A 14116-nucleotide genomic window follows, 5' to 3' on the forward strand; every position below is an offset into this window, starting at 1 on the left:
CACCCGGTCCGGCCTCCCGGCCGGATCCGCGCGGGCGTCTACTCCTCGGCGGCCCAGGCGTTCGGCACGCAGCCCTGGAGACTGATCGACTGCTGGACCATGACGGGCGCGGGCTCCCCGGGGGCCGGGCAGTCGACGTGCTGGTGCCCGATGAGGTGGCCCACCTCGTGGTTGACGAGGTACTCCCGGTACTGCCGCAGCGTGCCCCCGGCCTCGAGGAACGGCTCGATCGACTCCCCGAACCGGTCGGCGTTGAGCACGGCGCGGCCGTTGCGGCCGCACGAGTAGATGCCGCCCACGTCGAGCGGCTCGCACAGCTCGATGCTCAGGGGGCCGTCCGCGAGCGTGACGCCGAAGTCCGCGTCCGCGTCGTCGACCCGCTCGAACGCGACCGAGCCGTCGTGGCCCCAGCCGCGGTCGTCGTTGAGCGTGGTCATCACGTAGTCCGCGAACGCCTCGCGGTCGATCGGGAGGCCGCGCTCGACCTCGACCCGCACCCGGTAGGTGTGCTCCGCCTCGCGGGGGGCCGGCTCGGCGCCCTCGACGACGCGCAGCGAGCCGGAGCCCTCCGCGCCCGCGAGGTCGCCCCGGATGCCGGCGGCGTAGGCGTCCTCGTCCACGCCCTCGGGGAGGTCGTCGGCGGCGGACCGCGCGGTCTCGGGGAGCCGGACGAGCTCGAAGAGGGTGGGATCGTCGTCGTCGTCGGGCAGGAGGGGGGAGAGCACGGGCGTGCCCGACGCGTCGGAGTCGTTCGCGACGGTGGTGTCCTGGGCTGTCGTGTCCCGGGCGCCCGCGCCTCGCGCGGGGGCGTGCGCGGTGACGGCGGCGGGGTCGGAGGCGTGTGCCCCGACGGCCGGCGCCGCGCCCGTCAGGGGCGAGGAGAGGACCGGAGCCGTCAGCAGCGCGGCGCACCCGAGGGCGCCGAGGAGCGTCGAACGTCGTCTGGAGGTGGACATCGTCGTCCATCCTGGCAGCCCGCCGCCACCGTTGTCAGTGAGCGTGCTTACGATGTCGGGGCACCGTCACGGTGCCACGCACGCACGCTCGAGGCCCGCCGCAGCGGGCCGGACGGAGGGACATCCATGCAGGTCACGATTGGTATGCGGGCGAGCATGCGCGACGTCGTCGTGGAGATCGACTCCGAGGAGGACGCGTTCGTCGCGTCGGTCCGCGAGGCGCTCGCCACGGACGCGCCGCTCGACGTCACAGACTCCAAGGGCAAGCGCTACCTCGTCCCCGCCGCCGCGATCGGCCACATCGAGATCGGCGCGGTCGAGGACCGCCGCGTGGGGTTCGGCCTCAGCTGAGTCCGGTGCCACTCCCCCGCGCCCGCCCCTCGGCGGCGCGGGGAGTATGGTCGGTCCCGTCCCGGCATGACCGGTCGCTGTCCTTGTGAATCCTCGGGCGCCTCTCTGCGCCCTGCCTCGTGTGCGATCGGCTGCCCGCGCCAACCGGCGCCCACCGATCGACCGAAGAAGGATCATGACCACCGCTGCCACCTCCGGCGTCGTCGACGTCTCCGGCGCCCACGCGCCCGTCGAGATCGACGCCGCCACCCCCGACATCACCGACGCCGGCACCGTGCCCGCCGCGGTCGAGCAGACCTTCGCCGACATCGGCGTGGCCGAGCCGATCGCCGGCGCCCTGCGCGACGTCGGGATCACGCACCCGTTCCCCATCCAGGCGCTCACGCTGCCGGTCGCGCTCAAGCGCGCGGACATCATCGGGCAGGCCAAGACCGGTACCGGCAAGACGCTCGGCTTCGGCATCCCGCTGCTCCAGCACACGGTCGCCCCCGGCGAGGACGGGTACGACGAGCTGCTCGACCCCGGCGCCCCGCAGGGCCTCGTCGTGGTCCCCACGCGCGAGCTCGCCAAGCAGGTCGCCGAGGACCTCGTCGCCGCCTCGCGCCGCCGGTCCGTGCGGATCGTCCAGGTCTACGGCGGCCGCGCCTACGAGCCGCAGATCGCCGCGCTCGAGGCCGGCGTCGAGGTCGTCGTCGGCACGCCGGGCCGCCTCATCGACCTGCTCAAGCAGAAGGTGCTGCGCCTGAGCTCGGTGTCCACGGTCGTCCTCGACGAGGCCGACGAGATGCTCGACCTCGGCTTCCTGCCCGACGTCGAGACCCTGCTCTCGCGGACCCCCGCGAACCGCCACACCATGCTGTTCTCGGCCACGATGCCGGGCGCCGTCGTCTCGCTGGCTCGGCGGTACATGACGCGGCCCACCCACATCCGTGCGCAGGACCCCGACGACACGGGTGCGACCGTCAAGGCCATCCGTCAGGTCGTCTACCGCGCGCACGCGATGAACAAGGTCGAGATGCTCGCGCGCATCCTCCAGGCCCGCGAGCGCGGCCTGACGATCGTCTTCACGCGCACCAAGCGCACCGCCGCCAAGGTGGCCGACGACCTCGCCGACCGCGGGTTCGCCTCCGCGTCCATCCACGGCGACCTCGGCCAGGGCGCCCGCGAGCAGGCGCTGCGCGCGTTCCGCACCGGCAAGGTCGACGTCCTCGTGGCCACCGACGTGGCGGCCCGCGGCATCGACGTCGACGACGTCACGCACGTCATCAACTACCAGTGCCCCGAGGACGAGAAGATCTACCTCCACCGCATCGGCCGCACCGGCCGCGCGGGCAACTCCGGCACCGCGGTGACGTTCGTCGACTGGGACGACATCCCCCGCTGGTCGGTCGTCAACAACGCGCTGGGCCTCGGCCTGGCCGAGCCGCCCGAGACGTACCACACCTCCGAGCACCTCTACGCGGACCTCGACATCCCCGAGGGCACCGGCGGCACCCTGCCCCGCTCCGCCCGCACCCGCGCGGGGCTCGACGCCGAGCAGGTCGAGGACCTCGGCGAGACCGGCAAGTCCGCCGGCTCGCGCCAGAGCGCCCGGTCCGGCGGCGGCCGTGGCCGCTCCGGTGGCGACCGCTCCGGCGGCCGGAACGGTGGCGGTCGCTCCGGCGGCGAGGGCCGGTCGCGCTCCGAGCGCTCCGGCGGCACCCGGTCCGAGGGCTCCGGCGAGGGCGGCTCGGGTCGTCCGCGGCGGCGCCGTCGTCGTCGCACCGGCGGTTCGGGCGGCGACGGGTCGGGCTCCGCAGCCCCCGCCTCGTCCAGCGACTGACGAAGGATCCCCACTCGGCGGTTCGCCGCCCCGACCACGCCCGCCCGGGACCACCGGGCGGGCGTCGTCGTCGTCGTGCCCGGTCCTACCGACCCAGGTACATGTCGACGAACGCGAACGTCGCCGTGGCCATGAGCTGGACAGCGATGGCGGCGAGCAGCATGCCGGACAGGCGGGTAACGAGCGTGGTCCCGGACGCCCCCAGCACGCGGTGGACGATGCTGGAGAACCGCAGGGACAGCCAGATGACGAGGTGGACGGCGACGATGCCGATCGCCACGCCGACCAGGGTGGGTGCCGTGTCCGCCTGCTGCACCGCGAGCATCGCCGCGACGATCGACCCGGGCCCGGCCATGAGCGGCGTGCCCATGGGGACGAGCGCGACGGCGGCACCGGACCCGGACGGCCCGGGTTCCTCGGCGGCGCCGGTGAGCAGCTGCATCGCGACGAGGAGCAGGAGCAGGCCGCCCGCGAGCTGGAGCGCCGGCACCGTGATGCCCAGGAACTCGAGGATGTAGGGCCCACCGACGGCGAACGCCCCGATCACCCCGAACGAGACCGAGGTGGCGAGGAACGCGGCACGCTGACGTTCCTTGACCGTCATCGTCGAGGTGAGGGAGAGGAAGATGGGCAGGTTGCCCACCGGGTCCATGATGACGAACAGCGTGACGAACGTGGACAGCAGGATCGTCCAGTCGACCACGCCGCTCATCCGGCGTTCCCCGGGACCACGAGCGGGAGCGTGCCGGCGGCGACGATGCGCGCAAGCTGGTCGGGCGCCGTGAGGTGGTCCCCGAGGCGGTTGGACTTGCCGGTGCCGTGGTAGTCGGAGCTGCCCGTGACGACGAGGTCGAGGCGCTCGGCGAGGGCGCGCAGGGCGGTGCGCGTGTCGTCGTCGTGGTCGAGGTGGTCGACCTCGAGGCCGAGCAGGCCGGCCTCGATCGCCCCGCGCATGCCTGCCTCCGGGAGCGCGCGACCGCGGACGGCCCCCGGGTGCGCCATCACCGGCACTCCCCCGGCGCCGCGGACGAGCTCGATCGCCTCACGGACGTCGGGGGCGTAGTGCGGGACGTAGTACCTCGTCCGGTTGGCGCAGGGGCCGCCGGGGGCGAAGGCGGCGTCGCGGTCGGGGACGTGCCCGGCGGCGACGAGGGCGTCGGCGATGTGCGGACGGCCGACGGTGGCGCCGTCCGTGACCTGCGCGAGGACGTCCTCCCAGGTGATGGGGAAGTCGACGGCGATGCGCTCGACCATCTCCCGGGCCCGCTCCACGCGCGAGCTGCGGGCCCGTTCGGTGCGCTCGAGGAGCGCGGGGTTCACCGGGTCGTGGAGGTAGGACAGCAGGTGGACCGAGCGCCCCTCGAACTGGGTGGAGATCTCCATGCCGCGTAGGAGCGCGACACCGTGGACCTGCGCGGCGGCGACGGCCTCCGACCAGCCGGCGGTCGTGTCGTGGTCGGTGAGGCCGAGGACGTCGATCCCCGCCCGCGCCGCCGCGGCCACCAGCTCGCCCGGGGTCTCGGTCCCGTCCGACACCGACGAGTGGGTGTGGGGGTCGATGCGCGTCGTCGTCACGGACGGAGTGTACGAGGCGCGCCGCGGCCGGTCCGACGCCGTCGCTCCTCACCGGGGGACGGCGGGGCCGGGGCCCGTCACCGGCGGCCGGCCCCGTTCCCGGCCACCTGACGGCGGTGGGACGATGAGCGCATGACGACCGCTGCCGATGAGCACCCGACGACCACGCCCACCGACGACCAGCCGGTCGAGGACCGGGGGTCGAACCGGTCGCAGCGGCCGAGCTCGGCGGCGTTCCGCGCCTTCATCGCGGACGGGTGGGAGGAGCGGGAGTCGCCGCTCCCGGAGCGGCTGGCCTCGGCGGCGACGGCGGCCACGGCCCGCGCGGCGCTCTCGCTCGACCTGCCCGGCGAGCGCCTCGTGCTGCCCGGCGGCGACCTGCGGGTGCGGAGCAACGACACCGACTACATCTTCCGGGCGCACTCGGCGTTCGCCCACCTCACGGGTTGGGGATCGGCGACCGAGCCGGACTCCGTGCTCGTGCTGCACCCGGCCGAGGCGGGCGAGGACGGCTCGACCGCCGGCCACGAGGCCGTCCTCTACTTCCGCCCACGCGCCGGCAAGGACACCGAGGAGTTCTACGCGGACGCCCGGTACGGCGAGCTGTGGGTCGGCGAGCGCCCCTCCCTCGAGGAGGTCGCGGCGGCCACCGGCCTGCGCACGGCCCACATCGACACCCTGCGCGACGACCTGGCGAAGGACGCCGGGGTCGGCCAGGTCCAGGTCCGGCTCGTGCGCGGGGCCGACCAGGCCGTCACCGAGCTCGTCGACCAGGTGCGCGCGCAGGCGGGGCTCACGGGGACCGAGACGGTCGACGCCGAGCTGACCGAGCGACTCTCGGAGCTCCGGCTCGTCAAGGTCTCCTGGGAGGTCGGCGAGCTGCGGGCGGCCGTCGCGGCCACCGCGCGGGGCTTCGAGGACGTCGTCCGGTCCTTTCCGCGCGCGTCCGGGCACGCGCGGGGCGAGCGCATCGTCGAGGGCGCGTTCGCCGCGCGGGCGCGGCTCGACGGCAACGGCATCGGGTACGACACGATCGCCGCCGCCGGCAACCACGCGAACACCCTGCACTGGATCCACAACGACGGTGAGGTGCGCGCGGGCGACCTCGTCCTGATCGACGCCGGGGTGGAGGTCGACTCGCTCTACACGGCCGACGTCACGCGCACCCTCCCGGTCGACGGCACGTTCACCGAGCCCCAGCGCCGCGTCTACCGGGCGGTGCTCGACGCCGCCGACGCCGCGTTCGCGGTGGCCGGGCGGGTGAACGAGGACGGGTCGCGGGTCCGGTTCCGGGACGTCCACGCCGCGGCGATGGAGGTCGTCGCCGCCCGGCTGGCCGAGTGGGGGATGCTGCCCGTCGACGCCGCGTCCTCGCTCGAGCCGGAGGGGCAGTACCACCGGCGCTGGATGGTCCACGGGACGTCGCACCACCTCGGGCTCGACGTCCACGACTGCGCGCAGGCCCGCCGCGAGATGTACCTCGACGCGGAGCTCGTTCCCGGGATGGTCTTCACCATCGAGCCGGGCCTCTACCTGCGCGCCGACGACCTCAAGGTGCCCGAGGACATGCGCGGGATCGGCGTGCGGATCGAGGACGACGTCCTCGTCACCGAGACCGGCGTGGAGAACCTGTCGGCGGCCCTGCCGCGCACCCCCGAGGCGATCGAGGAGTGGATGGCCGCCCTGCGCGGCTGACGGACCGCCTAGTCCCCGGAGGTCCCGGACTCCCCCGACGACGACGTTCCCGGCGCCGCACCGTCTCGCACCGGCGCCAGGTGCTCGCGCGCGAACCGCAGCGACTCCATGTTCATCGTGCGGCGCTGGAGCGTGGACACGGACCGGGTGTTGATCTCGACGACCACCGAGCCGGAGAACCCCGTGTCCCGGAGGTGGTGGAGGACCTCGGCGCACGGCTGGTTGCCGCGGCCGGGCACGAGGTGCTCGTCCTTGATCGTGCCCGTGCCGTCGGTGAGGTGGAGGTGGGCGAGCTTGTCCCCCAGGGACCGCACCATCGACATCGTGGCGTCGGCGTCCATCCCGGACGTGGCCGCGTGCGAGAGGTCGATCGTCACCGAGCCGTAGTCGTGCTCGGTCGGGTCCCAGCCCGGCGAGTAGGCCTTGAGGTGGGCGCCGCCGGCCTGGGCCTGCCAGGTGAACATGTTCTCCACCGCGAGCCGCACGCCGTCGCCGGCCGCCTCCCGCTCGGCGATGGCCTCGACGAACCGCCTGGCGTACTTCCTCTGCCACCGGAACGGCGGATGGAGCACGACGACGCCGGCCCCGACCTCTCCCGCGAGGTCCACCGAGCGGTCGACCTTGTCCCACGGCTCCCGGCCCCACACGCCCTGGGTGAGCAGCAGCGTGGGCGCGTGGATCGCGTGGACCGGGATGCCGTACTTCTTCGACAGCGCGTTGATGAGCCGCGGCTCGCGGGACTCCGGCGCCGTGAGCACCATGATCTCGACGCCGTCGTAGCCGAGCTCGGCCGCGAGGGCGAACGTGTCCTCGACCGACCCGGGCATCACCGAGGCCGTCGAGAGGCCGACCGGGATGCTCACTGCTGGTCGTGCCCGCCCGCGTCGGGGGCCGTCCGGTTCTCGGCGGCCCCCCGGTGCTCGTCCGCCGCGCGCAGCTGGGCCTCGGCGTGGGCCCGCTGGTCGGGGGTGAGGTCCTCGAGGCGGGCGCCGTAGCGGGGCGCCCCGTCCGCCGTCGGCTCGAACCCGGCGGGGGCGGGACGAGGCGCGCTGTCCGCGCCGGCCTCGGCACCCGCGGGCTGTTCGGCCCCGTACGCGGGGGTGCCGGCGTCATGGCCCCCGTGCACCGACGCTCCCGCGTCGTGGGTGCCGGCGGGGTGCGAGCCGGTCGCACCCTCGCCGCGCGCGCCGGGGGTCCAGGCGTCCTGACCGCCGTCGGGCTGCCCGCTCGTCCCGGGGGTGCCCGCGTGTCCGGGCATGCCGCCGTGTCCGGGCGCGCCCGCCTGACCCTGCGTGCCCGCCGGCCCGCCCGCGTGCTGCGGTGCCCCGTGCGCGGACACGCCGTACGCACCCTGCCCCGCGCCGTACGCCCCCGCACCCTGTTGGGCGGCCGGCGCGTTGCCGAGCAGCCCCTCCTTCTGGAGGGCGGCACGCATCTCGTCGGCCACGGTCGGCCCGGCGATGATGACGTACCGCTTGGCGACCACGGTGCTCGAGGAGGTGAAGTCGCGGGTCTTGGGGCGCACGGCGTAGCTGACGATCCCGAGAAGCACGCCGAAGGCCGCGCCCACGAGCACGGGGATGACGAAGTCGACGAGCCCGAAGTTCCCGATGACCAGCCACATGACCAGCGCCATCATCAGGCCGAACCAGGCGCCGGTCAGCGCGCCGGAGCCCGCCACCTTCCCGTAGTCGAGCCGCCCCGTGATGCGCTCGACGAGCCGCAGGTCCTCGCCGACGATCGACACGAGCCGCACGTCGTGGTCCGTGTCCGAGAGGTGGTCGACGGCACGCTGCGCATCCTCGTAGCTGGAGTACGCGGCGAGCTGGACCCCCGTGGGGATCGACAGCGCCCTCGCGCCGAGCGGCTGGTTCTGGATCGACATGGGTCCAGTATCCCGCCCGGCGCGGCCGGGCCGCCACCGCGCTCCACTCCCGGCGAAACAACGCTCCGCTCCCGGCGTGACCGCGCCCCGCTCCCCGCGTCATCACGGCCCGTCCCCGGCGCCGCCCGCACGGCCGCGGTTACGCTTCGACGCGTGTCAGCCACCACGCCCCGCCCGACCAACGTCGCGCGCGTCTACGTGGCCCGCCTCGCCGGCACCACCGTGTTCGACCCGATCGGTGACCAGGTGGGACGGGTCCGTGACGTCGTCCTGCTCACCCGCGTCCGCGCCGCGCCCCGCGCCGTCGGGCTCGTGGTCGAGGTGCCCGGCCGGCGCCGCATCTTCGTCCCCCTCACCCGGGTGACGGCGATCGAGCCCGGGGCCGTCATCACCACCGGGCTGCTCAACCTGCGCCGGTTCCAGGCCCGGATGGCCGAGCGCCAGGTGGTCGGCGAGCTGCTCGACCGCCGCGTCACGCTGACGGACGGGTCGGGCGACGCGTCGGTCCTCGACATCGCGATCGAGCAGCAGCGCAACCGCGACTGGCTCGCCACCAAGCTGTTCGTGCGGCGGATCAGGCCGCGCGCGACCTTCCAGCGCGGGGAGACCCTCGTCGTCGGGATCGACGAGGTGACCGGCCTGACGGGCGCCGCGCTCGCCCAGGGCACCGAGTCTCTGCTCGCGCAGCTCACCGACCTCAAGCCGGCCGACGTCGCGGACGTCCTCCACGACCTGCCCGACCAGCGGCGCCTCGACGTGGCGCGGCACCTGCCCGACGAGCGGCTGGCCGACGTCCTCGAGGAGCTCGGCGAGGACGACCGGGTGCACATCGTCTCCGGGCTCGACCTCGAGCGGGCGGCCGACGTCCTCGACGTCATGCAGCCCGACGACGCCGCCGACCTCATGTCCGAGCTGCCCGAGACCACGGCCGCGACCCTGCTCGAGCGGATGGAGCCCGAGGAGGCCGAGGACGTGCGCCGGCTCCTGGCCTACGACGAGCACACCGCCGGTGGTCTGATGACGACCGAGCCCGTCATCCTCCCGCCGGAGGCGACCGTGGCGACCCTGCTCGCCCACGCGCGGCGCAGCGACGTCCCGGCCGCCCTCGGCGCCCTGACGTTCATCGCCCGCCCCCCGCTCGAGACCCCGACGGGCCGGCTGCTCGGCGTGGTCCACCTCCAGCGCGCGCTGCGCGAGCCGCCGACCACTCCGGTGGGCACGATCCTCGACAAGGACATCGACCCGGTGCTGCCGACCGACGGCCTGGGCAAGGTCACCCGCCTGCTGGCGACCTACAACCTCACCGCCCTGCCGGTGGGGGACGAGGACGGCCGCCTGCTCGGCGCCGTCTCCGTGGACGACGTCCTCGACCACCTCCTGCCGGAGGACTGGCGCGAGGCCGACGAGGACGTGACCGACGAGGCCATGGACGAGAGCGTGGAGGAGCGGCGCACCGATGACTGACCGGCTCGACACCCCCACCAGCCGGCGCCCCTGGTTCACGCGGCGCCCGTCCGACCCGGACAAGGTCGGCCGCGTCTCCGAGTCGGTGGCCGTCTTCTTCGGCACGCCCCGATTCCTCGTCTACCTCACCGTGTTCGTCACGGTCTGGCTCGTGTGGAACTCGTTCGCGCCCGTGGCCTGGCGGTTCGACTCCCAGGAGTTCGGGTTCACCCTGCTCACGCTCATGCTCTCGCTGCAGGCCTCCTACTCCTCGCCGCTCATCCTGCTCGCGCAGAGCCGGCAGGTGGACCGCGACCGGGTCTCGGCCGAGCAGGATCGCCAGCGCGCGGAGCGCACGCTCGCGGACACGGAGTACCTCACCCGCGAGATCGCCTCGCTGCGGATGGCGGTCGGCGAGGTCGCCACCCGCGACTTCGTCCGCTCCGAGCTGCGCGACCTCCTCGCCGAGGAGGTGGCCGACCGCGACCGGCGGATCGTCGAGCTCGAGCGGGAGGTCACCGAGCTGCGTGGCCGGGCCGGGGGCGATATGTCCGACGACGAACCCCCGGTGGGCGACTCCGCACCCGCGGGTGACCAGAGCCACCAGGATCGGGGCCCGGGGCTGCCTACCATGGAGGCATGACCGCCCCCACCGTCGAGACCGTCCGCGCCGAGCTGACCACGGTGATCGACCCCGAGATCCGCCGCCCCATCACCGAGCTGGGGATGGTGCGCAGCATCGAGATCGAGGAGTCGGGCGAGGTCGAGGTCGGCATCGACCTCACCACCGCGGGCTGCCCGCTCAAGGACACGATCACCCGGGACGTGACGAACGCCGTGGCCGCGCTCGAGGGTGTGAGCGGCGTCCGGGTCGCGATGGGCGTGATGACCGACGAGCAGCGCAAGGAGCTGAAGACGCAGCTCCGCGGCGGCACGCCGGAGCCGGAGATCCCCTTCAGCAAGCCCGGCAGCCTCACCCGCATCTACGCGGTCACGTCCGGCAAGGGCGGCGTCGGCAAGTCGACGGTCACCGCGAACCTCGCCACCGCGATGGCGGCGACCGGCCTCAAGGTCGGGGTGCTCGACGCCGACATCTACGGCTTCTCCATCCCGCGCATGCTCGGGGTCGAGCTGCCGCCGACCAAGGTCGACGACATGATCCTCCCGCCGGTCGCGCACGACGTGAAGGTCATCTCGATCGGCATGTTCGTCCAGGACCGCAGCCCGGTCGTGTGGCGCGGACCGATGCTGCACCGCGCGCTCCAGCAGTTCCTCGCCGACGTCTTCTGGGGCGACCTCGACGTCCTGCTCCTCGACCTCCCGCCCGGGACCGGCGACATCGCGATCTCCGTGGCCCAGCTGCTGCCCGGCTCGGAGATCCTCGTCGTCACCACGCCGCAGGTCGCGGCCTCCGAGGTGGCCGAGCGCGCCGGCACGATCGCGACCCAGACCCGCCAGAAGGTGGTCGGCGTGGTCGAGAACATGAGCTGGTTCGACGGCCCGGACGGCTCGCGCACCGAGCTGTTCGGCTCGGGCGGCGGCGGGGAGACCGCGACGCGGCTGAGCGAGACCCTCGGCTACGACGTGCCGCTGCTCGCGCAGCTGCCCCTCGAGGTGGCGATCCGCGAGTCCGGCGACTCCGGCGTCCCGGCCACGCTGTCCGGCGACGCGGCATCCTCCCCCGCCACCGGCGCCCTGCTCGACCTCGCGGCGACGCTGGGCACCCGGGCGCGCGGCCTCGCCGGCCGCTCGTTGGGCGTCACGCCGGTCTGACCCGCTCGGGCCGGCGACGGGGTCAGGTCGCGTCGGGGTCGTGGGGCGCCGGCCGCGCCTGGTCGAAGGGGTCGGGGCGGCGTCGCTCATCGGCGCCGGCCGCGGACACTGCCCCGGTCCCGCGCGACTGTCCCGGGCCCGCGCCCGAGCTCGCGGTCGCCGTGACGCCCGCCGCCGAACCCGTGGCGGCGGCGCTCGAGCCGGCACCCGTAGCGGTGCCGGCCCGGCCCGCGGTGCGCGCAGGCTCCTTCATCGCGTCGGCGACGATCCGGCGCGGGTCGTACTGGCGCGGGTCGAGCGACTTGAGATCCTCGAGGTCGTCGCCGAGCTCGGCACGGACCTTGTCCCCGGTGTCGCGGGCGACCGCGGCGACCTTGCGCACGATGCGGGCGAGCTGACGGGAGAGCTCGGGGAGCTTCTCGGGGCCGACGACGAGGAAGCCCACGAGCAGCAGGACGACGAGCTCGCTCCCGCTGATCCCCATGACGCACCATCCTAGGCGGGCCGGGTCCCGGGTCCCGGCCCCGCCCCAGGGGTCAGAGGGGTTCCTCGACCTCTGCGAGGGTGACGTCGACCTCCTGCTCCTCGCCGTCGCGCTCGATGGTGAGCGTGACGACGTCACCGCCCTGGTGGGAGCGGACGAACACGATCACCTCCGACGGCTCGGTCACGGGCGTGCCGTCGAACGCGGTGATGATGTCCCCGGGCTCGATGCCCGCGTCGTCACCCGGTCCGTCGGGGACCACGCCGTCCTCGTCCTCGACGACCCGCACGCCCTCACCGAAGTAGCTCGGGTCGAGGCTGATGCCGATCTGGGCGAACGAGGCCGTGCCGTCCTCGATGAGCTGGCCGACGGTGGTCTCGACCTGGTTGGCGGGGATCGCGAAGCCGAGACCGATGCTGCCCGCGCCGCCCTCGCCGCTGGAGTAGATGACCGAGTTGATGCCGACGACCTCGCCGTCGTAGTTGAGCAGCGGCCCGCCCGAGTTGCCGGGGTTGATCGCGGCGTCGGTCTGCAGGGCGTTGATGTAGCTCTCGTCGCCGGGATCGCCCGCGGTGACGGGCCGGTTCCGCGCGGAGATGATCCCGGCGGTCACCGTGCCGGTGAGACCGAGCGGGGCGCCGACGGCGATGACCAGGTCGCCGACGACGACCTCGTCCGAGTCGGCGAGCACGAGCGGCGTGAGGCCCTCGCGCGGGACCTGGAGGACCGCGAGGTCGTATCCCGGCGAGCGGCCCACGAGCTCGGCCTCCTCCTGCGTCCCGTCGTGGAACGTCACGGTGAGCTGGCCACCGTCCAGCGCGGGCTCGACCACGTGGTTGTTCGTCACGATGAGGCCGTCCTCGGAGTAGATCATCCCCGTGCCGGAGCCGCCGACCTGGCCGTTGCGGGCCTCGATGTAGACGGTCGAGGCGAGCGCGATGTCCGAGATCTGGGCGACCGACGCGTCGGGCCGGTCGACCCCGACCGCCCCGCTCGCGGACTCGGGCGGATCCGACTCCTCGGAGTCGTCCTCGCCGATCACGGCGCTCGACTCGTCCCACAGCAGCCAGCGGCCGCCGAGCGCGCCGAGCACGAGGCCCGCCAGCAGCGCGACCGCCGTGATGAGGGCGACGACCGGCACGGCCACGCCCCGGCGCTGCGACCGGCCGGAGCCTCCGCCGTCTCCCGCGGACGCGCTGCGGTCGGCGCCGTAGCCCGAGCCACCGGCTGCGCCCGACCCGGCGCCGAAGCCGGAACCCGGGCCCGCACCGGAGCCGCCACCGAAGCCGCTGCCGGGGGCCGACGGGCTGCCGAACCCGCCGAACGAGGAGCCGGACCGGTCAGGCTGACCGGGCGACCCGACGGGCGCCGCGAAGCCGTGCCCGGGCTGGTGCGCCGCGCCGGCGGCCGACGCCGGGGAGCCCGAACCGGCCGCGGCCGCGCCCACTCCCGCCGCGGTGGGACCGGCGGAGCCGGAGAAGGACGACGACGAACCCCCACCGGGGCCCGCCTCGGGCTGCCCCGCGGGCCGGGTGGTCTCGGAGCTGCCCGCGCCGGGTGCACCGGCGGAGGGCACGCCGTGGGCCGCCGAGCCGTTGCTCGGCGAGGTGTACGCAGGAGCGCCAGGTCCCGTGGCCCCCGGGCCCGGGGCGGCGGAGCCGGCCGCCCCCTGCCCGTACGGACCGGGGGCCGCTCCGGGCCCACCGGGGGTGGGGCCGCTCTCGCCGGGAGCACCCTGGAAGGGGCGTGTGGCCCCGCTCTCGGGGGACCCCGCCATCGGGGAGTCTGGTCGGCCACCGACCTCGTGCGTGCCGGTGCCGGTGGGGCGCGCCGAGGGCATCGGCTGGCGCGCACCGGAGGGCATCCACCGGCCGTCGCCGTTGTCGGCGCGGTCCCGCGGCATCCCCACGGGACGCGCCGGGTTGGCCGGTCGCTGGGCGGGGCCGGGGTCACCGGCGGGCGCCCCCTGGGCGTGCCGGCCGCCAGGCTCGTCGCCGTCGTCCGTGGGCGGGGCGAACCGCGAGTACGGGCCCCCCTGCGTCGGGCCGTCCTGGCCCTGGCGCCCGTCCGGGTGCTGCGCGTCGTCGCCTCGACCCGGCCCGGCGGGGAACTGTCTCTCGTCGGCCATGTGA

13 protein-coding genes are annotated in these 14116 nt (G+C 74.6%); 6 read left to right on the top strand and 7 right to left on the bottom strand.

Features of this window, described 5'->3' with window-relative positions:
* Window positions 1–38: 38 nt before the first annotated feature.
* Window positions 39–956, bottom strand: a complete 918-nt coding sequence (locus ACZLMO_RS11295; protein ID WP_425715467.1) for a DUF3152 domain-containing protein — start codon at window positions 954–956, stop codon at window positions 39–41.
* Between the two features lie 126 nt (window positions 957–1082).
* Here ACZLMO_RS11295 and ACZLMO_RS11300 point away from each other — a divergent pair, with 126 nt between their 5' ends.
* Window positions 1083–1307, top strand: a complete 225-nt coding sequence (locus ACZLMO_RS11300; protein ID WP_425715466.1) for a DUF3107 domain-containing protein — start codon at window positions 1083–1085, stop codon at window positions 1305–1307.
* Between the two features lie 175 nt (window positions 1308–1482).
* Window positions 1483–3129 carry a DEAD/DEAH box helicase gene (locus tag ACZLMO_RS11305; RefSeq protein ID WP_425715465.1) on the top strand — a complete coding sequence of 549 codons (1647 nt, stop codon included), beginning with the start codon at window positions 1483–1485 and terminating at the stop codon, window positions 3127–3129.
* 85 nt (window positions 3130–3214) lie between these two features.
* Here ACZLMO_RS11305 and ACZLMO_RS11310 read toward each other — a convergent pair whose 3' ends face one another.
* Together ACZLMO_RS11310 and ACZLMO_RS11315 are read right to left on the bottom strand one after the other, a co-directional pair.
* Window positions 3215–3841, bottom strand: coding sequence for a MarC family protein (locus ACZLMO_RS11310; protein WP_425715464.1), 627 nt, complete (start codon window positions 3839–3841; stop codon window positions 3215–3217).
* Window positions 3838–4704, bottom strand: a complete 867-nt coding sequence (locus ACZLMO_RS11315) for a PHP domain-containing protein (protein ID WP_425715463.1) — start codon at window positions 4702–4704, stop codon at window positions 3838–3840. Before ACZLMO_RS11315 ends, ACZLMO_RS11310 begins: the two co-directional genes overlap by 4 nt.
* 132 nt (window positions 4705–4836) lie before the next feature.
* Between ACZLMO_RS11315 and ACZLMO_RS11320 the strand changes: the two genes are divergently transcribed.
* Window positions 4837–6399, top strand: coding sequence for an aminopeptidase P family protein (locus ACZLMO_RS11320; protein WP_425715462.1), 1563 nt, complete (start codon window positions 4837–4839; stop codon window positions 6397–6399).
* An 8-nt stretch (window positions 6400–6407) separates the two neighbouring features.
* Here ACZLMO_RS11320 and ACZLMO_RS11325 read toward each other — a convergent pair whose 3' ends face one another.
* Both ACZLMO_RS11325 and ACZLMO_RS11330 read right to left on the bottom strand, forming a co-directional pair.
* The gene (locus ACZLMO_RS11325) at window positions 6408–7262 is read right to left on the bottom strand and encodes a sugar phosphate isomerase/epimerase family protein (protein WP_425715461.1); all 855 of its coding nucleotides are present in this window, start codon (window positions 7260–7262) and stop codon (window positions 6408–6410) included.
* On the bottom strand, window positions 7259–8284 hold the full coding sequence (locus ACZLMO_RS11330; RefSeq protein WP_425715460.1) for a YflT domain-containing protein: 1026 nt from the start codon (window positions 8282–8284) through the stop codon (window positions 7259–7261). The genes ACZLMO_RS11325 and ACZLMO_RS11330 overlap by 4 nt, the downstream gene beginning before the upstream one ends.
* A 153-nt stretch (window positions 8285–8437) precedes the next feature.
* On the opposite strand from ACZLMO_RS11330, the gene ACZLMO_RS11335 reads away from it, so the two are divergent.
* Genes ACZLMO_RS11335 through ACZLMO_RS11345 form a run of 3 tightly spaced genes read left to right on the top strand, consistent with a single transcriptional unit; the run spans window position 8438 to window position 11500 of the window.
* A complete protein-coding gene (locus ACZLMO_RS11335; RefSeq protein ID WP_425715459.1) occupies window positions 8438–9748 on the top strand; it encodes a magnesium transporter MgtE N-terminal domain-containing protein in 1311 nt (436 codons plus the stop codon).
* Window positions 9741–10370: a DUF1003 domain-containing protein gene (locus ACZLMO_RS11340; RefSeq protein WP_425715458.1), complete on the top strand. Its 630-nt coding sequence runs from the start codon at window positions 9741–9743 to the stop codon at window positions 10368–10370. Before ACZLMO_RS11335 ends, ACZLMO_RS11340 begins: the two co-directional genes overlap by 8 nt.
* Window positions 10367–11500 (top strand): Mrp/NBP35 family ATP-binding protein, encoded by a 1134-nt coding sequence (locus ACZLMO_RS11345; RefSeq protein WP_425715457.1) that lies wholly within the window; start codon window positions 10367–10369, stop codon window positions 11498–11500. Before ACZLMO_RS11340 ends, ACZLMO_RS11345 begins: the two co-directional genes overlap by 4 nt.
* A 22-nt stretch (window positions 11501–11522) precedes the next feature.
* Here ACZLMO_RS11345 and ACZLMO_RS11350 read toward each other — a convergent pair whose 3' ends face one another.
* Window positions 11523–11984 carry a twin-arginine translocase TatA/TatE family subunit gene (locus tag ACZLMO_RS11350; RefSeq protein WP_425715456.1) on the bottom strand — a complete coding sequence of 154 codons (462 nt, stop codon included), beginning with the start codon at window positions 11982–11984 and terminating at the stop codon, window positions 11523–11525.
* A 52-nt stretch (window positions 11985–12036) separates the two neighbouring features.
* A complete protein-coding gene (locus ACZLMO_RS11355; protein WP_425715455.1) occupies window positions 12037–14112 on the bottom strand; it encodes a S1C family serine protease in 2076 nt (691 codons plus the stop codon).
* Window positions 14113–14116: the final 4 nt, after the last annotated feature.

It is taken from the genome of Georgenia sp. G2120 (assembly GCF_055326485.1).